The sequence below is a fragment of the Streptomyces sp. NPDC051636 genome, from assembly GCF_044453765.1.
GTDB lineage: Bacteria > Actinomycetota > Actinomycetes > Streptomycetales > Streptomycetaceae > Streptomyces.
In genome coordinates, this window is the sequence record NZ_JBITDA010000008.1 from 72762 (window position 1) to 90858 (window position 18097).

At 71.0% G+C, this 18097-nt stretch carries 18 protein-coding genes; 5 read left to right on the top strand and 13 right to left on the bottom strand.

The window, feature by feature from the left end; translation table 11 throughout:
- Positions 1-122: 122 nt before the first annotated feature.
- Positions 123-359, bottom strand: a complete 237-nt coding sequence (locus ACIBBH_RS17020) for a hypothetical protein (RefSeq protein ID WP_399405256.1) — start codon at positions 357-359, stop codon at positions 123-125.
- A 238-nt stretch (positions 360-597) separates the two neighbouring features.
- Between ACIBBH_RS17020 and ACIBBH_RS17025 the strand changes: the two genes are divergently transcribed.
- Complete coding sequence (locus ACIBBH_RS17025; RefSeq protein ID WP_399405258.1) at positions 598-1146, top strand: GNAT family N-acetyltransferase; 549 nt, start codon at positions 598-600, stop codon at positions 1144-1146.
- Positions 1147-1602: 456 nt separating this feature from the next.
- Here ACIBBH_RS17025 and ACIBBH_RS17030 read toward each other — a convergent pair whose 3' ends face one another.
- From ACIBBH_RS17030 to ACIBBH_RS17055, 6 genes are read right to left on the bottom strand one after another with little or no spacing between them, the layout of a single operon-like run.
- On the bottom strand, positions 1603-2514 hold the full coding sequence (locus tag ACIBBH_RS17030; RefSeq protein WP_399405260.1) for an NAD-dependent epimerase/dehydratase family protein: 912 nt from the start codon (positions 2512-2514) through the stop codon (positions 1603-1605).
- Entirely contained in the window at positions 2511-3674 is a 1164-nt protein-coding gene (locus ACIBBH_RS17035; RefSeq protein WP_399405262.1) for a cytochrome P450, read from the bottom strand. The genes ACIBBH_RS17030 and ACIBBH_RS17035 overlap by 4 nt, the downstream gene beginning before the upstream one ends.
- Positions 3671-4444 carry a glycosyltransferase gene (locus tag ACIBBH_RS17040; protein ID WP_399405264.1) on the bottom strand — a complete coding sequence of 258 codons (774 nt, stop codon included), beginning with the start codon at positions 4442-4444 and terminating at the stop codon, positions 3671-3673. Before ACIBBH_RS17040 ends, ACIBBH_RS17035 begins: the two co-directional genes overlap by 4 nt.
- A complete protein-coding gene (locus ACIBBH_RS17045) occupies positions 4441-5919 on the bottom strand; it encodes an AMP-binding protein (protein ID WP_399405266.1) in 1479 nt (492 codons plus the stop codon). Before ACIBBH_RS17045 ends, ACIBBH_RS17040 begins: the two co-directional genes overlap by 4 nt.
- A complete protein-coding gene (locus tag ACIBBH_RS17050) occupies positions 5919-6659 on the bottom strand; it encodes a glycosyltransferase family 2 protein (protein WP_399405268.1) in 741 nt (246 codons plus the stop codon). The genes ACIBBH_RS17045 and ACIBBH_RS17050 overlap by 1 nt, the downstream gene beginning before the upstream one ends.
- Entirely contained in the window at positions 6656-7684 is a 1029-nt protein-coding gene (locus ACIBBH_RS17055) for a 3-oxoacyl-ACP synthase III family protein (RefSeq protein WP_399405270.1), read from the bottom strand. The genes ACIBBH_RS17050 and ACIBBH_RS17055 overlap by 4 nt, the downstream gene beginning before the upstream one ends.
- A gap of 345 nt (positions 7685-8029) precedes the next feature.
- Here ACIBBH_RS17055 and ACIBBH_RS17060 point away from each other — a divergent pair, with 345 nt between their 5' ends.
- Positions 8030-8899 carry an SMI1/KNR4 family protein gene (locus tag ACIBBH_RS17060; protein ID WP_399405272.1) on the top strand — a complete coding sequence of 290 codons (870 nt, stop codon included), beginning with the start codon at positions 8030-8032 and terminating at the stop codon, positions 8897-8899.
- A gap of 119 nt (positions 8900-9018) precedes the next feature.
- On the opposite strand, the gene ACIBBH_RS17065 is transcribed toward ACIBBH_RS17060, so the two are convergent.
- A complete protein-coding gene (locus ACIBBH_RS17065) occupies positions 9019-9327 on the bottom strand; it encodes a CbrC family protein (protein ID WP_399405274.1) in 309 nt (102 codons plus the stop codon).
- A 357-nt stretch (positions 9328-9684) separates the two neighbouring features.
- Between ACIBBH_RS17065 and ACIBBH_RS17070 the strand changes: the two genes are divergently transcribed.
- From ACIBBH_RS17070 to ACIBBH_RS17080, 3 genes are all read left to right on the top strand, one after another.
- A complete protein-coding gene (locus tag ACIBBH_RS17070) occupies positions 9685-10359 on the top strand; it encodes an SMI1/KNR4 family protein (RefSeq protein ID WP_399405276.1) in 675 nt (224 codons plus the stop codon).
- A 681-nt stretch (positions 10360-11040) separates the two neighbouring features.
- Positions 11041-11664 carry an iron transporter gene (locus ACIBBH_RS17075; RefSeq protein ID WP_399405278.1) on the top strand — a complete coding sequence of 208 codons (624 nt, stop codon included), beginning with the start codon at positions 11041-11043 and terminating at the stop codon, positions 11662-11664.
- Positions 11665-11690: 26 nt separating this feature from the next.
- The gene (locus tag ACIBBH_RS17080) at positions 11691-12293 is read left to right on the top strand and encodes a hypothetical protein (RefSeq protein WP_399405280.1); all 603 of its coding nucleotides are present in this window, start codon (positions 11691-11693) and stop codon (positions 12291-12293) included.
- Positions 12294-12621: 328 nt separating this feature from the next.
- Here ACIBBH_RS17080 and ACIBBH_RS17085 read toward each other — a convergent pair whose 3' ends face one another.
- The 5 genes from ACIBBH_RS17085 to ACIBBH_RS17105 form a co-directional block, all read right to left on the bottom strand.
- The gene (locus tag ACIBBH_RS17085; protein ID WP_399405282.1) at positions 12622-13266 is read right to left on the bottom strand and encodes a hypothetical protein; all 645 of its coding nucleotides are present in this window, start codon (positions 13264-13266) and stop codon (positions 12622-12624) included.
- Positions 13266-14066 (bottom strand): hypothetical protein, encoded by an 801-nt coding sequence (locus tag ACIBBH_RS17090; protein WP_399405284.1) that lies wholly within the window; start codon positions 14064-14066, stop codon positions 13266-13268. The genes ACIBBH_RS17085 and ACIBBH_RS17090 overlap by 1 nt, the downstream gene beginning before the upstream one ends.
- A 1-nt stretch (position 14067) precedes the next feature.
- Positions 14068-17070, bottom strand: a complete 3003-nt coding sequence (locus ACIBBH_RS17095; protein WP_399405286.1) for a CHAT domain-containing protein — start codon at positions 17068-17070, stop codon at positions 14068-14070.
- 170 nt (positions 17071-17240) lie between these two features.
- Positions 17241-17795, bottom strand: a complete 555-nt coding sequence (locus ACIBBH_RS17100; RefSeq protein WP_399405288.1) for a hypothetical protein — start codon at positions 17793-17795, stop codon at positions 17241-17243.
- Entirely contained in the window at positions 17792-18055 is a 264-nt protein-coding gene (locus ACIBBH_RS17105; protein WP_399405290.1) for a hypothetical protein, read from the bottom strand. Before ACIBBH_RS17105 ends, ACIBBH_RS17100 begins: the two co-directional genes overlap by 4 nt.
- Between the last annotated feature and the right edge of the window lie 42 nt (positions 18056-18097).

Sequence of the window (18097 nt, forward strand, 5' to 3'; positions counted from 1 at the left end):
ACTCGGATCACCCACCGCTTCGGCAGCAGCTCGAACACCTTCGCCCACGGCCGCTGCACGACTGCCGGCCGCCGGTGGCACGGCACTTCGGGTCTTTTACTGGGGCGAGGCAGTGGGGTGTGTCAGCGCGAAGACGAGCCCCGCGAGGGCCAGGCGCCAGCTGACAGCAGCAGTGACCACTCGGTGTTTGCGGCTGCGGCGGCGCCCATACCGGACCGGAAGAGCCGCTCCGCGCCGAAACGGTCGGCGGCCGCGCCCGCCGACAGCAGCAGCGCCGCGAACGCCACGGTGTAGCCGGTGATCGCCCACTGCAGTCCGGCCATCGAGGTGCCGAGGGAGGCTCCGGTCCGGCCGCACACGCCGTGTACAGAGCCACGCCTATCGGGTGACGCGTGCTGTGCGGCGCGGAGTGTCCGGGATGTTCGGTGAGGTGCGGCGGACAGTTCGATGGCACGGGTCCTTCGGGTGGCGTTCCTGACCGGCGTGGCTTGCGGGACCCGGCCCCGTTGGTGTTGGTGAGGGTGGGGCCCTGGGCCGGTGGGTTGACCGGTTCGCGAGTCTTGATCGCTGCCGAGCCTGCTGGTTAGGTTGGCCGGCATGACTGAGCTCGGACTCGTCGCCTGGCCACCTGCCCCGATCAGGACCGAGCGGCTCGTGCTCCGCGAACCCGAGGCCCGGGACCGTGCGGCGTTCATCGAGCTGTTCGCCTCGCCAGAGGTGGGCACCTACATCGGTGGCCCTCGACCGCGTGATGAGCTCGAGCGCGCGGTGCCTGAAGTGCCCGGGCGGCGCTCTGGCCTCTTCGTGGTCGATCTCGACGGAGCGATGATCGGCATGATCACGCTCGATCGGCGCGACGCGGAGCGTCCGGGTCACGTCCGTTCGGATGCCGGGGAGGCTGAGCTCGGCTACATGTTCCTGCCGGAGGCGTGGGGATGCGGGTACGCCGCCGAGGCGTGCGCAGCGGCACTCGACTGGTTCGCCGACGCGCTTCCCGGCGAACCGGTGGTGCTCTGCACCCAGACCGCCAACGACCGCGCGAGGCGCCTGGCGGCGAAGCTGGGGTTCACCGAGGCGGAGCGGTTCGAGGAGTACGGCGCCGAGCAGTGGTTCGGCGTGTGGTCCTCGGTCACGCCGTCCGGTTGAGCTCAACCTCGACCGCAAGGGCTCCACACTGCTGTTCCAGATCGCCTCCTGCTCCACGAGGTCGAGCGGCACGCCATCGACTTTGCTGTAGCGGGCAATGACGGACGACCCGCTCGGCTGCGAAGGGCTAACGCGGAGGAGGCGCTGGAGGACGGCCGGAGGCATCTGAACGCAGTGGCTCGGACGGTGGGCGGGCTGCGGTGGGCCGCCCCGGCAGGACGAGCGTTTCCTCGCGCGGTCAGTGCCGAAGGAGTGTGAGGAAGTCTGCGAGGGCGGTGGCGACGGCGCCGGGGGATTCCGCGGGGAGCAGGTGGCCGACGGCGGCCGCCCCAATTGGGGGCGGCCGCTGTGATGCGTGTGGGGGCAACTCCACGAAGGAACGGTCTTGGCGGGCAGAACCGCCGTACCCACCACATGCAACGCCGCTCACACGGGCGGCTGCCGTGTCGCGGCCGTTCACCTAGCCGGCAAGGCAGCCGTGTAGTCCGTGAGGACGCGACCGCCTGTCCACCCCTGGGACTCGGCCTTGGACACGTCCAGGACGACGGAATGCGCCAGCTGGTCGACGGAGTAGCGGGTGAGCAGCGGCTCCGTGTGCGGGCGCAGCCGCGCCAGCGTTTGGGCGGCCCCCGCCGCGGTACGGGCCACCGGCGGCGGGATGTGGCCGATGCGCGCCCGTACGCCGTGGGCACGCAAAACCGTCCGGATCGCCTCGTCCCGTTCGTACGGCGTCGGGTCGGCGATGTTGTACGCGCCAGGCGGCCAGTCGGCGGCCATGAGGCAGGCGTTGGTGAGGTTCTCGACGGCCGTCAGGCTGAGCGGGACGCTGGGCCCCGGCAGCATGAGCAGTCCGCGGCGGACGCGGGACAGCAGCCGGGGTACCAGGTGCGGGTCCCCGGTGCCGTATACCGCCCGCGGTCGCAGCACCACGGCACCCGCGGCGAGCGCCAGCGCCTCTCCGGCGGCCTTGGTGCGGCCGTATGCGTTCAGGTGCCCGCGCACCGGATGGTCCTCGGTGATCCGGTACCGGGCGCTCCCGGGCGCGTAGACGCTGGCGCTGCTCACCCACACCACCGGTCGGCCGGTGGCCGCCTGAAGGAGGCGGGCCGTGCCGTCGACGTTGACGGCACGCATCGCGGCCTCGGCGGGGGAGCGGGGCACCGGGTCGCCGACCGCCGCCGCGCAGTGCACGACGAGGTCGGCGCCGGACAGGTCCGGGACTTCGCGTGCGGCGTCCCAGGGGATGTGCCGGCCGACCGGCCCGGGACGCCGTCCGACGCACAGAACGTCGGCGCCGCGGGCGGCGGCCGTGGTTGCGACGTGGGAGCCGCAGAAGCCGCTCGCCCCCGTGACGGCGATCGTGGTCATCGGTCCTCCGGGTGTGCGTGGTCGTCAGCCGCCCGAACGGTGAGGGACCGCCAGCCGGGCAGGGCCGCGCTCCGGTCGACGCGGGTGCGCAGGACGGTGGGGCGGTAGGGGGCCAGCGCGGCGAGGGTGTCGTCGAGTTGTGCGCGGGCCAGGCGTGCGCCGGGACAGGCGTGAGTGCCGGCGCCGAAGACGAGCTGGGCCACGGCGGGCGGAGCCGGGTGATGGGCGTCTGGCGGGTCGCTGTGGGCCTGCGCGGCGTGCCGTGCCACCAGGATCAGGCGGTCCCCGGCCCCTACCGGGCAGCCGCCGAGGTCGGCGTCGGCGGCTGCGACGCGGGGCAGCAGCGGGGATGGGGCGATCACCCGCAGCAGTTCGCCGACCAGGGTGGGCCGCAGCCGGTCGTCGGCCGCCTGGTCCCAGAGCCGTGCGTCGGCACACCAGGCGGCGGCGCGTGGGAGGGCCGCGACGGTGGTGTTGACGGCGGCGACCGCGAGCACGGCCCGCAGGGCCGACCCCGTGTTCTTGTCGGACGTGGCCGGGGCGAGCAGCGCCTCCAGCCGCGCCGTCGCCGCGGCCGCCGCCCGTGCGGTGCCCGGCGGCCGGGGGCCGGGCAGGTGGTCGCGTACGGCGGTGGCCGCCGCCTCGGCGGCCGCTTCGGCGATGCCTACCGGGTCCGCGGTGGTGTGCAGGAGCGCGCAGACGGTGGCCCCGGCCAGTTCTCGGGCCAGTGGTACGAGGTCGACGGCGCGTCCCGCGCCGAGCGGAGCGAGGCGGCGGGTCAGGACATCCCGCCACACTGGGCGCAGCCGCTCCACTGCGGCCGCGCCGAGATCGTCGGCGACCGCGCGCCGGGTGGCGCGGTGACCGATGCCCTCCTGGTCGAACAGCGTCCCGCCCGCGGACAGTTCCCGGGCGGCGCCGCCGGTGGTGCCGGCCGCGGTGCGGTCCAGCGGGATGCGGGTGAGGGCCTGCCGGTACGTCTCCGTGCCGTGCACCAGCACCGCGCCGCCGATGCGGGTCACCGCCCGGCGGCGGGTGGCGGCGAGGAGGGCGAACAGCACGGGGTGGGATCGGGTGTACACGCGCCGGTCGCGGCGGCGGGCCGCGCGGACAGCGGATGTGCTGCTGGGCAAGGCGGATGCGGCGGGGGTGGTGGTCACCGGACGTGCACTTCCTGTGGGTCGGCGGGGCGGTAGCGGCGGTCCCAGCACCACAGCAGGGTCCGGCGGGCGCCCCATGCCCTCAGGCGTCGCAGGCTGGCGTGCACCACCATCCGTTCGGCCCGCGCGATCCGGTCGCTGTGCTCGCGCGCCCGGTTGAGGAGTACGACGTCCTCCGGCGGTCCTTCCAGCGGGGTGCGGGGCGTGCCTCCGCAGCGCAGGTACAGCGTGGCCGTGATGGCGAGGTTGTGGCCGTGGCACAGCACGTAGGGCGCTCGGTAGCGCGGGTGACGGTGCTCGGTGCGGTATCGCCCGTACAGTGCGGTCGCCCTGACGACCGCCGGGAGCAGGTACCGCTCGGCGAGTGAGGGGTCCTCGTCCCGGCGCGGAAGGCTTCGGCCGCAGGCCATCTCCGTGCCGCGGGAGAACTCCCTTCGCGCCGCAGCGATCCAGTCGGCGGCGGGCAGGCAGTCGGCGTCCGTGCGCACGAGCAGTTCGGCGCCGTGTTCGACGGCGTACTGGAATCCCGTGTCGGCGGCGGCACCGGTGCCCCGCTCCTCCTCGTGGACGAGGTGCACGGGGAAGGGCGCGGTGGCGGCGAAGCGGCGCACGATGGCGGCGGTCGCGTCGGTGGAGGCGTTGTCGACGACGACCAGGGCGAAGCCGGTGTCGGTCTGGGAGGCGAGCGCGGTGAGGGTGGCTCCTATCCCGGCCTCCTCGTTGTAGGCGGGCACCACGGCCCACAGCGGCGCGTTGCCCGGCCGGGTCATCCCCGGCTCCGCTCAGCGAGGCGCCGGGCGGCGAGGCGGGCGGCGGCAGCGCGGTCGGGCTTCAAGGAGCGGCCGGACAGCGGGATGCCGGCCAGCAGCACCGCGTCCGGCCGGGCGGAACCCATGCGCTCGAGCGGCTCGGCCAGGGCTGCCCGCAGCGTGTCACGGTCGGCCCCCGGGCCCGGCTGTACGACGGCGACCAGGCGCTCGTCGCCGTCACCGGCCGGTACGCCCACGAGCAGGGCCAGTTCGACGCCGGGTACGTGCAGCGCCGGTTCGTACAACCCCGGGTAGATGTTCTCCGCGTGCCGCAGAACCATGTCCTTGCGGCGGCCTTCCAGCACGATCCGGCCACCGTGGAGGCGTGCCTGGTCGCCGGTGGCGACCCAGGGGTCCGGTTCCTCGCCCAGGTAGCGGTTCCGGGCGGCGGGGCCGGACAGCAGCAGCTCACCGGACGCGTCCGTCTTGGCCACCACCCCCGGAAGAGGGGTGCCGGCCAGGTCTCCCTCGCCCGTGAAGGCGGCCTTGTCGGCCTGCTCGACCGCTGCGGCGGGGAACAGCTCGGTCAGCGCATAGACGCCCCACGCCTCGTCGGCGCCCGCCCGCTTGACCCGGGTGAGCAGGTCGGCGCTCGCCGGGGCCGATCCCGTCCACACGCGCCCCGTGAACCGGCCGCCCTCCGCCAGCACTCGCCGCAGTTGCGGCGGTGTCAGATACGTGGCCTGCGGGGCGAGGCGCCGCAGCTGCCGTGGCAGCACGCGTGCGGAGCGGGCGGGCAGCGCGACCGGCGCTCCGCTCGCGAGGGACGGTACGAGGACGAAGAACGTGCCGCCGAGAACGGGCCGCCCGGCCTCGGGCCGGACCAGCTCTGCCACCGTGGCCATGCCGGCGGTGAGCGAGGAGCGGGTGTGCACCACCGCGCGGGGCCGCGACGTGGTGCCCGAGGTGAACACGATGACCGCGTCGCCGTCCTCGTCCACCGGACGCGGCGGTCGCACGGCCCGCACGTCGGCGTCCAGAGTGGGGGCACAGCCGGGCAGTCGGGGCCCGACCGTGACCACCGGACCCAACTCCGCGAGGTCCGGCAGAGCCAACTGGGCGCGGCGGGCGAGCGGCCGGGCCCACCCGGCGACGGCCTGGGCCATGGCGTCGGCGAGAACGACGTCGGGGCCGGCCAGGGCAAGCCGGGCGCGCAGCACGTCCGGTCCGGCGCCGGGATCGAGCACCGCGATCCGTGCGCCGAGCCGGTGCACGGCGAGCATCACGGCCAGCGCCCGGGGCCCGGGCCGGACGGCGACCCCGACGGTGCCGCCTCGTCCGAGACCGCGTGCGTGCAGCGTGGCGGCGTAGCGCTCGGCCAGGTCGGCCAGGTCCCCGTAGGTGGCCTTGGTGCGTACGGCCCCGGTACGGGTGGTGCCGAGGACGGCGGGCCGGTCGGGGTGGCGCCGCAGGGCGTGGGCGAGGGTATCGAGCATCAGCGGGGGTCCTCTCCGTGACGGCCCGGGCCTTTGTCGAGGTACCAGCGGGCGGTGCCGAGGATGCCGTAGGCGCGCAGTCGGCGGGTGGAGTTCTCCACCACCATGTCGCGGGCGTGGACGATCGCGCTGGTGTGGCGGCGCACCCGGTTCAGGAAGAGCCGGTCGGTGGGGGAAGGGCGGCGCGGCATCCCGCCGACGGCCTCGTACAGCGCCGCGGTGATGGCCATGTTGTTGCCGGCGTGCATCCGGTACGGGGCGAGGTAGCCGTGGCGGGGGTGGTGGGCGGGGCGTACCCGGCCGAAGAACGCGGCGACGCGGACCAGCCCACGGAAGGCCGCCCGTCCGAGCGGTCCGTGCTCGTCCCGACGCGCGTCGATGCGTCCGCACACCAGGCCCGCGCCGCACTGCAGGGCGGCCCGGGCGCCGGCCGTCCAGCCGGGGCGCGGCAGGCAGTCGGCGTCGGTACGGGCCAGCAGCGCCGCGCCGTTGTCGATGGCGTACCGGAAGCCGGTGTCCACCGCGCAGCCCACACCCTTCTCCGATTCGCTGAGGACGTGGACGGGGAAGGGCGCCCAGCGGGCGAAGTCGTACACGATCGCCGCGGTGCCGTCGGTCGAGGCGTTGTCCACCACGACGAGGGTGAAGTCACGGTCGTGCTGAGCCGCGAGCGCGTCCAGCGTGGCGCCGATGCGCGCGGCCTCCTGGTGCGCCGGCACCACCACCCACAGCGAGTTCACGCCTTCTCCCAGACCATCGTCATGATGCTCACGCCACCGCCCAAGCCCACGAACAGAACCCGGTCACCGGGACGCAGCCGCTCGTGGACAAGGTCGAGCTGCACGCCCAGGGTGGCGCTGGCCATGTTGCCGAGTTCCGGGACGGTGACGACGAGCCGCTCCCGGGGGACGCCGGTCAGTTCCACGAACCGCTCCAGGTACGGCACGGTGACCTGGTGCACCAGGATGTGCCGGAAGTCGCTCCATGCCAGCCCGGTGCGCTGCCGCATCCGGTCGAGCACCGACGTGCCGACCTTCTCGAACACCTCGCGCAGCTCGCTGCCGTCACCGTGGAAGTACGTGTGCTCGTCCCCGCGGGGGTGCCGTGAGCCGCCGCCGAAGATGCCCCCGACCGACCAGTGCTCGGAGTGGGTTTCGGTGTCCACGTCGAGGATGCCGCCCCGGTCCACCGCCTCCAGGACGACCGCGGCTCCCGCGTCGCCGAAGGTGTAGCCCGCGAACCCGTCCCGGAGCTGGCCGGGGTCGGAAGGGGTGTGCCGCACCGCCCGGCTCGGGGTCTCCCCGGTGACGACCAGAGCACGGCGGGCGCGGCCGGCGAGGATCAACGCCCGCGCCGAGTCGATGCCGTTGACGAAGCTGTTGCACGCGTTCGTGACGTCCAGCGCGTGCGCCCGGGACCCGAGCTCTGCCTGCACGATGTGCGCGGTCGCCGGTTCGACCACGTCGCGCGTGGCGGAGGCGAACACCAGCAGGTCCACGTCATACGGGGCGAGCCCGGCCCGGGCCAGCGCCGTGCGTGCCGCCCGCACCGCGAGCGTCGAGGCGTACTCGCTCTCCATCACCGCGCGGCGCGAGGTGATCCCGGTGACCCGTTCGATGATCTGCGTCGGCAGCCGAAGCCCGGAGGCTGCGGCGATCTGCTCCTGCAGTTGCTGAGAGGTCACTTCGGACTCCGGCAGGCAGGAGGCCACCGCGGTGATGCCGACTCGGAGTACTGGGGCGCGAGCAGCGTGGTCTATGTGCATGGGGTGGACGCTATGAGCGGATCCGGACGGCTTGCCTGAGCACTCGTACTCAACTGGCATGGGTGAACGGCCGTTGCGGAGGGCAGCGGCCTATGCCCGTCACCTGGCGGGTGGGCCTCGGTGCTCATGTGGCTGGACTGCGCCCATCGCCCTGGTTTGGGCAGCTGCTCGGGGTACGGGCCAGACCTGCCCACCGGCAGTAACGGGGGGACGATGAACTCCCACTGCTCCTCTGTGAGTTGATCACGCGTCACGCTTACGTACTACCGCACCCAGACCCCGGCCGGGCCAAGAACGCGACTCTGACCGCAACCGCGGACAGTCCCCTGATGCTTGACTTACGGGATGGACGACGAACAGCTCCTGACCGCCGTGGCCGAGATCCTGTGGCCGGATCTCCGTGAGCTGGCCTGCCGCGAACACGGTCATGCGGCAGGCCATGTCTGCCTTTCCGTCTCGCACCGTGCCGACCTGAGCAGCATGCTTGAGACCCTTTCCGACCGGTACGGGGAGCCGTTCGCCGGCGCCGATCGACTGCCGCCGCTGCCCTTGTCGGGGCAGGTCGACTGGCGGTATGCCTGGCCGTTCAGTAACCGGTGGGTTGCCTTCGGCCAGACCGGCCGGGGTGGGGACGCCCGGCCCGCCCTCATGGTCGCCCTACGCAGCACACCGGGCTCAAAGGAGTTGCCCGCGGAGGCATCCTGGCTGGAAAGGCTCGTCGCCGTGACCGGTTGGGCGCCGGGGAGGGAATTCAAGGTCGACTGGGCGGCAGTCGAGTCCCGCCTGGCCACGCCCCTACCGAGCGACTACAAGGCGCTCGTCGAGACGTTCGGCCACGGCATGTTCGACGGCTTCCACGACGTGTTCATGCCGGACCGGCTGATCAAGACCACCGCGTTGGCGGCGAGCCTGGGACAGGCGCGCTGGGAGCCGCATCCGCCGTTCCCGGCCCCGGACAGGCTGGTGACCTGGATGGGCAACGAGCACGAGCAGTTGTTTCACTGGATCACCGAGGGCCCCGACCCCGACCGGTGGCCCGTCTACGTCACCGGAGACGAACCGGAGGCAGGCAAACGGTTTGACTGCACGGCCACGGAGTACCTGTTCCGTCATCTCACCGACCCGCAGCACCTGATCCCGATGCCGGTGGACTTCCGCGCTCACTGGTTCATGGACTGCTCAGCGAACGTGGAGTTGGACGCAACGATGCAATAGCGCGCAGCACCATGTACTCGGTTGAGGGCCGGTCCCCGCTGTCGGCACCATCAAGGGTGCCCAAAACGTGACGGGTGCGGCTCCTTTGAAGGAAACGCGCCTGCTGAGCTGGGCCGTGGCTATGAAGCGTCGGCGTAGGCGAGGTGGGTGCCGCAGGTGGTGCAGCGGGAGAGCATGGCGCTTGCGCCCTGCCAGAGGTGGGTCAGGAAGTCCTCGAGCCGGGATGCGTCATGCCAACCGCCCGGCTGAAGGCCGAGTCGAAGCTGGTCGAGTGCCTCGGGGCGGGCAGCCAGTTCGGTGTATCCGACCTCGCCGATGAAGGCGGCCGCGTCGTTGCAGTGGACAAGCCAGTGCGGATCCTGCCAGGGGTGGAAGCCGGGGGTGCGGCGGCTGACCTGCTCCAGTGACCTGCCGCTCGGCCCCCGCATACGCTGACGCCACCAGCTCACCCGCGGTCGGCTGCCCGGCCTCAACGGCCACCACCGCCTTCTCCGGGGTCATCTCCGCGAGGGCCTCGGCAACCGTCTCCCGCGTGATCCGCAGGCGCTCCAGCCCATCACGGGCCAGCTCATGCTTCCCCGACGGCTCAGCAAGCTGGGCTTCCAGCTCTTCCACCCGAGCCCGAGCGGCTGCCTCGCGGGCTTCCAACTCCTCGAACAGCGAGCCCATCTGCCACCCCTCACCCACCACCACGGTAGTGACGAGCAGCATCGAGCACAGCCCAGATGGAGGTCGGATGTCGGTGGCAGGCGCTAACCTCCGTGCTCGCCGTCGATAGGAGAGCCATGAACACGCAGATGGACTGGTCGAGAGTCCGGGAACGCGTCATCGCAGTTGAGGAGGCTGAGCGTCGTGCCCGTGGCCAGGGGCCGTCTCAAGACCCGACGTTCGAACCTGTCCTGACGCCCGACGAGATCGCCGAGGTCGAAGCACAGTACGGTGTCGCGCTCCCCGACGGGTACCGCACGTTTCTGGCGGAGGTCGGAGCTGGCGGCCCCGGGCCGGCACTCAAGCTCATGTCGTTGCGCCGAATCGACGGGACATGGGGATGGGTCTGGGACAACGACGAGTCCCATCCCTGGCTGCTGGATCCCAGCGGGCCGTTCGTCGAGACGGAAGACTGGGCCGACCAGCAGATAGCGACCCTTCGCGCCGCCGGGTACGAACCCACCACCCATGACGAAGACGACGACTACCGGGACGACTACCGCAAGGTATTCGGCGACGCCGGCGACGGCATCTGGCACCTGGAGCGCGGGCGGGGCGCGATCCCCATCAGCGACAACGGATGCGGGATGACCGGCTGGCTCATCGTCGTCGGCCCGCATCGCGGGGAACTTCGTGACCGGGACTGCGCGGTCAACCCGCCCTTCGAATACGTTGATGCAAGGGGAAACCGCCACACCTTCCGCACCTGGTACCTCGAGTGGCTCGAGCAACGCGAGAGGGAAACTCGATGATCAAGGGGGTTGATCATCTCGGAGCGCCCCATGCGTTGCCGACGATGACCACGCACATTGCGAACCAGCGCCGACACCATGCTTTCGACGGGTCGCTTGGCTGGGTGACAGCAACCCTTCCCTTCAAGGGAACTGCACCCAGACGTGACAGAAGTTGCGGCCAGCGTGCGACTGCTCAAGGGGAACTGACCGCGACTTCTGGAGCACCGCTCCCGACGGGACTCAAAAGCCCGTCTTGATCACTACTGCAGACAGTCCCTGGCGGGCCTACGGGGCCGGTGGCCTCGGCGGCGGGTAGTGGCTGCGACGGGTGCGGTGTCGATGGCGGCGGCGCCACTGTGACCAGTGCCCGATGTGACCGGCTTCGTGCCGGACGGCGGAGGCGCCATTCGCAGGTACCAAGGCGGCGAGCGCGAAGCCTGTGAGCAGCTCGGGCTTGGCTGCGTACGAGAAACCAGGACGCTTGTCGATGCGTTCTGAGAGCGATCGACAGTCGGATGTTGAGTCTCACACCGCCACGTGCCCAGGCAAAGTCACGGGTGACGTCCCTCAACTTCCCTGCGATGAAAGGAAATTCACGTTGGCGTGCCCGATATTGCCGCAGGTGTCCGTATTGCGATACGACTTGACGGACACGCGGCAACTTCTTAGGTTCGCCTTACCTTACCGCCGACCGAAAGATTGATTTCGGCCATGACTAAGTCTTCGCTGTCCTCACTCTTCCTTGCCGCCCCGCTCGCTCTCGCCCTGACGGCCTGCGGTGGCACCGATGCCGACAAGGCGGACACGGCGCCCGCCAATGCGCAGGTGAAGGAGACGGCCCCGGCCGGTGTGGCGCACCAGCACACCGTGCTCGAAGCGGAGATCGCGGCGCGGGGCGGGCAGACCAAGGCCGGGGAATACCGCATCGGCTACATCGTGGAGGCTGCCGAGCCGTGGTTCCAGGCCGAGCCAGGCGCCCACGGGAAGCTGGTTAACCGTGAGCCGGCCAAGAACGAGACGCACCACATCGAGATCATTCCGATGGAGGCCAAAACCGGCCGCATCGTGCCGAACGTTCCCATCAAGCTCGAGGTCCTCGACGTCACGGGCAAGGTCGTTCAGGCCCAGAACCTGAACTTCTACCACGCCGGGTTCTTCCACTACGCGAACAACTTCTCCATCCCCAGGACCGGTAAGTACACCCTGCGCGCCACGCTGCAGCCACCGACCTTCCTGCGGCACGGTGCCAGTGGCGCGAAGCCTGCGCTGAGCGAGACGGTCACCGCCACGTTCGCCAACGTCGAACTGAAGCCAGAGAGCTGACCGTGACGGTGATCTCCGACAGACCCATGGCCGCTGCGATCTCCCCGCACGCCGGGAAGCCGGAGCGGTCGGCGGCCGCTGGCGGCCAAGACCCGGAGCATGCCGAGGCCGCGCGCACGCCACTTTGGGTACTCGCCGCCGCGGGGCTTTTGAGCTGCGCCGCCCTGGCCGCCGTCTGCTGGATGTCCGGTCACGTCCACGCCGATCCGACGCTGCAGACCGTCGTCCGCTTTCTGCATGTCGCGGCCCTCGTCGTCGGACTGGGCGCCGTACTCGCCGTGGACTGGTTCGCCGTCCTGTGGCTGCTGGGACGCCGCCGCCTGGCCGACATCCTGAACACTGCCTCCACGCTCCAGGTCCCGATCTGGCTCGGACTGGCCGGACTGGTGGCCACCGGCTTGTTCCTCCACCCGGACCTGACCTCCACGCTGACCCTGATCAAAGTCGGACTCGTCCTGGCCATCACCCTCAACGGTCTTTACGCCCACCGACTCGGCCAGCACCTCGACCAGTACCGGGACCAGCGGGTGCCCCGCAGCCTCCTTGTCCAATCGGGTGTCGCCGCTACCGTCAGCCAGTTCGGCTGGTGGGGAGCCAGCCTGATCGGCTTCATCAACAGCCAGTCCTGAGCCCGCCCTGCGAGGAGACCGTGTGTTCGCCAACTACCTCATCGGCCTGCGCGAGGGCCTTGAGGCCGGCCTCGATGGTGCAGTTCGCCGTCAAGGTCTGTGTACCAGTACGCCTTCTCAAGGGCGCCCGCTGCTGGGACCGCTGGGCGCGGCGTCCGGTGGTCGACGTGGAAGGCATAGCCGCATGACGTGGTCCTTGCCCGAACCAATGCTCACCGTGGCCGTGACAGCCCCGACCCGCCCGCATCAAGGCCGGTCAGCCGCCCCGGGGCGTGTGCGGGCTCGTGGTCCCGCAAGCGGGCTGCCAGCAGGTCACTCGACCGGGTGGTCAGCCGGCGAGGCGGATCCGGCTCAGCTGGGAGGGAAGGCGGGCCGTGTAGGGGATGACCTTCATGGTGCGTCTGCGTACCGACGCGGCCAGAGCGAGGCTCAGTTCGGCCCCGGACGTGGCAGACGCGACCACCAGCATGGCGAGCCACTCAATGCCGTCGATGTTTGCGGTGGACGTCCGGCGAAAACGCCATTCCGGCTCGCGGCTGCCCTCGCCGTACGCGCGCACATATGGCTCGGCGACCGGGCCGTCGGCGGATGGCGCAACGTCCACAGTGAGCGCGGGGGTGAGGGACAGTTCGAAGGAGAAGGACACCGCTCGCCGCTTGGCCGGATGTCCCTGTGCGGCAGGCTGGAGCCCGTACGCAAGAGGATGGTCGTCGGAGCCGTCGACACTGGCGAGGCCGGCGGTGACCGAGGCACGCACAATGGGCTCGTCGGTGGCGTCGAAGCTGCACGGTATTGCCACTGCCAGGACGATCACGCCGTCCTCGCTGCCGAGGTCCCGAACGATCGGAACCCCGAGGGCACAACGGGCACCGCTGTCAGGGGGCAGTGGGTCGCGGCGCTCCACCTCCACCAGATCGACGTCGATCAGCCTCGGGTCGTCCGGCAGCTCCAGATCGACTCGCGTTTTCCCCATCACGTCTCCCTTCCCGTGGCCAGTCCGTTGATCGTGCAGAGCCGCCGCCGGTGTTCGGCGGCGGTCTCGGTGTAGCCGAGCCGCTCGTGCAGCTCCGCGGCCTGGAGCAGCCGCGTGCGGTACACGGAGAGCACCTCGGCGGACGTGCTCTCGCCCAACGGCAGGAGCAGCCCCAGGTCGGTCCACTGAGGATCGTCCACCTGGCAGGCACGGACGAGCGCCCGCTCGCACGCCGCCATGGCCGGGTCCTGCTCCTGCGTACGGGTGTAGCTCTCCGCGAGGGCGCGGGCGGCGCGGATCGCGTTGTGGTCGTCACCGGCGGCGAGGGCACGGCGCTCGACCTCCGCGAGGCGCCGACGGGCGTCGTCGCCATCGTCGGCCAGGCTCTTGTGCAGGGTCACCAAATTGGCGCAGGCGAGCCTGAGCAGTTCTCGCGCGCCGGCCGCCGCGGCGTACTCCATCGCCTGCCCGAAGAGCGGTTCGGCGCGCCGGAGGTCTCCGGCGGACGCGTGGGCCACCGCCATGTCGAGGGTCGCCTTCGCCGCGCCCAGCTCGTCGCCGATCTCCTCGAGGATCGCGACGGCCTCGGTGGTGTAGAGGACGGCTTCCTCGAAACGTGATTCGTACGCGTACAGAAGTCCCAGGTGGGCGAGATGCCCTCCGGTGGTGTGCGGGTCGCCGCTGCGGCGTACGACTTCGCTCTCCACCAGCTCGTAGAAGACGATCTTCTCGTGGTTGGTCATGTTCTCCACGCGGTCCGCCGCCAGCCGGTCCTGGAACGACGCCTGGGCATCGGTCATGTCATCTCCCCACCGCGACGAACGCCGCCCAGTACCGCGGGTCGCCGAACGGGTGCTCGTCATCGTCGAACAGGTTGAGACGTGCGCGAGTACCCGGCGCCATGGGCAGTTTCTCCCGCAGCACCGGCGGAGTCGCTTCGGCCAGCCAGCGCTGCGCCTCGGCCAGAGCCTGGTCGATCCGTGCCTCGGACTCGCCCCGGAGCAGTTCATGGAACCGGATCATGAGTGCCTGGGTGGCGATGTCGTCGACGCGCCACAGCGACCCCACCACGCACGCCGCCCCCGCCTGTGCCATCGCCGCGGGCAGGCCCAGCGCCTCGTCCGGGTTCTCTGTGCCGACCACGGCGCTCTCGCACGCCGACATCACCACGAGCCGGGTCCCCCGCAGTGTGCGGGCCCGGTCGTCGAGGAGCGCACGAAGGGTCAGCGGGCCGTCGGCCAGCTTCAGTCCCGAGCTCAGCGGCCCGCTGTCGTCGTAGAAGCCGTGGCAGGCCAGATGGACGATGTCGAAGCGGTCCTCGCGAAGGTGCCGAAGGACCTCTTCGATCCGGGCGGCCTCGCCCACCAGCAGGATCGGACGGGGGGCCAGGCGGGCGACCGCCCGCGCCTCCTCGGCGGCTGCCTCCATGTCCCCGAGCGGGTCTCCCACCGTTAGCACCGACACGCGGCGGGCGGAGGGATCATGGACGCGCATCGTCTGCGCTGACAGCGCGTACGAGACGTGCACACGCCCGAGTGCCCCCTGATGCACCGGCAGGAGGCCCAACCGCCCACATGCGATCAGATCCAGGCGAACGATCCGTTCAGGTATCGCAGCCGCGAGTTTCGTCATGAGGCCGCGAACGCGGACTACGCCCGCCATCGCCGCGTCGGCAGGATCGGCGTGCGCTTGGACGGCCTCCGCCACGTCTGCGGAGGTGACGTCGTCGAAGACGGCGACGGCAGCGGGTTCGCCTCCGGTGCCGGTGGTCACCAACAGGGCCGCTGATCCGCGGTGTGTGGCGATGACATACGACATCGCGGTGTCCGTACCGGTCCGGGCGGCGATCTCGCCGAAGTCCGCCCGCTTCAGGAACTGGGCCTTGCCCGGCAGGCCCTGGATGCGGCTGATCGCCTTTCGCAGCGCCTCGCGCGCTTGGGTGAGTTCGGTGCTGAGCTGGAGGGCACGTGCTTGGACATCGTCCCCGTCCCCCTCTGCCAAGAAGTCACGGTTCAGGCTGCTCACCGCGGCGAAGCGTTCGGCGGCGTCCGCGAACGCCCGATAGGCCGCAGGGTGCACGGCCTTGACATCCTCGAGGTCGGCGTTGGTCTGCTCGAGCGTCTGTCCGATGATCCTGGCCCGGGCCGACTCCGCCATGACGACCGCCTCGGGGAGCCGTCCCGCCCGGGCCAGCGCGTGACAGGCCTCGTGCCGCAGCGTCGCAGACGAAGCCAGCAATCGCCGCTGGGAGGTGTCGAGCAGCATCGTGTTGAACAGCTCGTCGGCGGCTGCCACCGCGCTCCGGTACGCGTCGGCCGCGGCCGGCCAGTCGCCCGACGCGGCGTGCAGTGCGCCGAGCTTGCGTGCCACCTCCCGGTGCATGTGCGCGTTGTCACGGCTGAGCTCGGCCGCCGTCGTCAGCTCGGCGATCTGCTGGGCTCTGGCCCCCTGCTCGCCGAGCGCGTGCCGGGCACCCCAGACATGGGAGAGGCGATCGTAGAGCATGGCCGCTTCGAGCGGGCCGGCCTTGGCGCGTTCGAGCGCCTCCAGCGCCTCGTGCAGTGCGGCCGTCCCCTCGGCCAGCGATGTCAGGGAGCCGGTGTCCATCCTCGCCGCGGCCAGGGAGGCGTGCACGCGCGCCCACTCGGCGGGATGGAGCTCCGGGCTGCGGAACTCCTGCGCCTTCTCCAGCGCGGCGATGTGGTCGGCGGAGCGGCCGAGCATCGCGTACGCGGTGCTCATACCAAGGTGGACGGAGGACAACTGGCCGTGGCTGGCCCGCTCGTATCCCCGCTGTGCCTCCTCGAGATGGATCAGGGCTTCCTGTGGATCGCGGCGCTGCTTGAGGATGAGCATGCCCAGCTTGTAGTGGGTGTCGCCGTATCCTCGTGGGTTGTCGTCGATGCCCTCGGCCTCGGCGACCCGCAGGTACCACTGCCGCGCCTTGGCGAAGTTCACCATGTCGTCGCCGGTGGCGCGGGCGGCATGGGCCTGCCCCAGGTTGCTGGCGATGTCGCACCACTCCCGGTGGCCCGGGGGCGCGACCTCGACGGCCGCTTCGAGCAGGGCCACCGCGCGTTCGAGACAGCTGGTGCGCTCGCCGGAACGCGTCGCTATCAGGCCGGTGGCCAGGTTCGAGGCGCAGACCGCCCAGGCGAGCCGGTCGCCGGAGCGCTCGAACAGCTCGACGGCGCTTTCGCCATGGCTGCGCGCGAGGTGTTCGTTGAGATCCGGACGGCCGCACCTACGTCGGGCGTAGGCGCGGGCGAGGTCGCTGTGGATCGAGGCGAGCGTCCCCGGTGGCGTATCCGGTCCGCAGTCCTTGACGATCGCCTGGCTGAGGACGCCGATCGCACGCTCGATGTCCCATGGGGTCGGCTGGGTACGGTTCAGCAGAGCGCCGGCGAGAAGGAGCCGGATCAGGCTGCGTGCCTCCGGGGGCGTCTCCCTGGTGACCAGGGTCAGCGCCTGGTCGGCGAGCCGCTCGGCCACCGCGGTCGCCTCATCGTCGCCGCGGGTGTCGCCCAGCGCACCGATTCGCGCCATCAGTTCGGCCACGGCGGGCGGCTCGACACGTGTCCCGTGGCCCTTCGTCCGGAAGCTGCCGGAGGCCTCGCCGCCCGCGACACCGAGCATGATCGGCGCCATCGAGAGGGGAAAGTGGGGGACTCCGGAATCCGTCTGTCCGAGGAACTGCCGCAGCCGGCGCTCCTCCGCTCTGTCCACGGCCGCGGTGGTGTGGGGAGGCGCGAAGTACACGAGATACGGGGGAAGAGGACGCACGGCGAGAAATCCGACGGGCACCGTGGTTACCTTCCGGCACCTCTCGCAAGCGGCGTCGTGCGACTCGCCACGGCCTGGCTCAGCGAGCGCGGACTCGTCGGCCGACGCGTCGAGGATGACGGGCAATCGGGCGTGCTGCCCGGTGTCGCAGGCGGGGCACGTCCAGAAAACGGCCTCCCGGCGGGTGACGGTCATGACAGGTACGACTCCAGCTCGGCGACGAGTCCGGCGGTACGGTGGGCCTCCCGCGCGGCGCCGGAGCCGGCCTGCTGGAAGAGCTCCAGTGCCGCTCTCGCGTGCGTCAGCGCCTGCGCATAACGCCGGCCCCGGTGCACCAACGTCTCGGCCAGGTCGTGGTGCGACTGCCCACAGCGGAATCCGTCGCCGACGGCGGCATGCAGCCGGATGGCCTCTCCCAGGTGGTGTTCGGCGCGTTCGGCCTCGTCCAAGTGCTTGTAGATCCCCCCGAGTTGGTGATGGAGGACGGCCAGGTTCCCGGCTTCCTCCTTCGGCATGAGGCGAAGCGCGGCCAGGTAGTGGTCCCGCGCTCGCTGGAGCAGTTCCACCGCCTGCGGGGGCAGCGAGAAGGTGAACCGGCCGACTGCGCCGGTGTCCAAGCGGTCGGCGGCCTGAAGCCGCCGCAGACACTCGCTGACCAGTTCCTCGAAGAGCCGCAGGCAGGCGGCTCCCTGGTTGCTGAGATTGCGTGCCTCGTCACGCTCGTTGACATCCGAGGCTTTCTTCATTTCCACAGGCGTACCTCGATCCGGCCCGGGTCGTCGGGCGTATGAGTGTCGGTGCAGTCGAAGTGGGCATCGAAACGGGTCAGAACCGCGTCCTCGGTCGTGGCCGTCCGGCGGTGCCCGTCCGGTCGCATCAGCACCAGTTCGACACGGGCATGCCAGCCGAGTTGCAGGGCATCCACGGAGGCGACGAAACGAGAGACCGTCTGATCGGCTCCTGCGAGCACGCCGATGACGTCCAGCCACCGGGGCAGGTCACCCACGCGGGAGGCCACCCTGAAGGGGTGAATACCCAGCACGGCAGC

Excerpts from the sequence above, each read along its gene's own strand:
- ACIBBH_RS17060 (WP_399405272.1), top strand. The coding sequence starts at position 8,030 with ATGGACGACGAACAGCTCCTGACCGCCGTGGCCGAGATCCTGTGGCCG.
- ACIBBH_RS17100 (WP_399405288.1), bottom strand. The coding sequence starts at position 17,795 with ATGAAGAAAGCCTCGGATGTCAACGAGCGTGACGAGGCACGCAATCTC.
- ACIBBH_RS17025 (WP_399405258.1), top strand. The coding sequence starts at position 598 with ATGACTGAGCTCGGACTCGTCGCCTGGCCACCTGCCCCGATCAGGACC.
- ACIBBH_RS17070 (WP_399405276.1), top strand. The coding sequence starts at position 9,685 with ATGAACACGCAGATGGACTGGTCGAGAGTCCGGGAACGCGTCATCGCA.
- ACIBBH_RS17085 (WP_399405282.1), bottom strand. The coding sequence starts at position 13,266 with ATGGGGAAAACGCGAGTCGATCTGGAGCTGCCGGACGACCCGAGGCTG.
- ACIBBH_RS17030 (WP_399405260.1), bottom strand. The coding sequence starts at position 2,514 with ATGACCACGATCGCCGTCACGGGGGCGAGCGGCTTCTGCGGCTCCCAC.
- ACIBBH_RS17055 (WP_399405270.1), bottom strand. The coding sequence starts at position 7,684 with ATGCACATAGACCACGCTGCTCGCGCCCCAGTACTCCGAGTCGGCATC.
- ACIBBH_RS17065 (WP_399405274.1), bottom strand. The coding sequence starts at position 9,327 with ATGCGGGGGCCGAGCGGCAGGTCACTGGAGCAGGTCAGCCGCCGCACC.
- ACIBBH_RS17090 (WP_399405284.1), bottom strand. The coding sequence starts at position 14,066 with ATGACCGATGCCCAGGCGTCGTTCCAGGACCGGCTGGCGGCGGACCGC.
- ACIBBH_RS17040 (WP_399405264.1), bottom strand. The coding sequence starts at position 4,444 with ATGACCCGGCCGGGCAACGCGCCGCTGTGGGCCGTGGTGCCCGCCTAC.
- ACIBBH_RS17045 (WP_399405266.1), bottom strand. The coding sequence starts at position 5,919 with ATGCTCGATACCCTCGCCCACGCCCTGCGGCGCCACCCCGACCGGCCC.
- ACIBBH_RS17080 (WP_399405280.1), top strand. The coding sequence starts at position 11,691 with ATGGCCGCTGCGATCTCCCCGCACGCCGGGAAGCCGGAGCGGTCGGCG.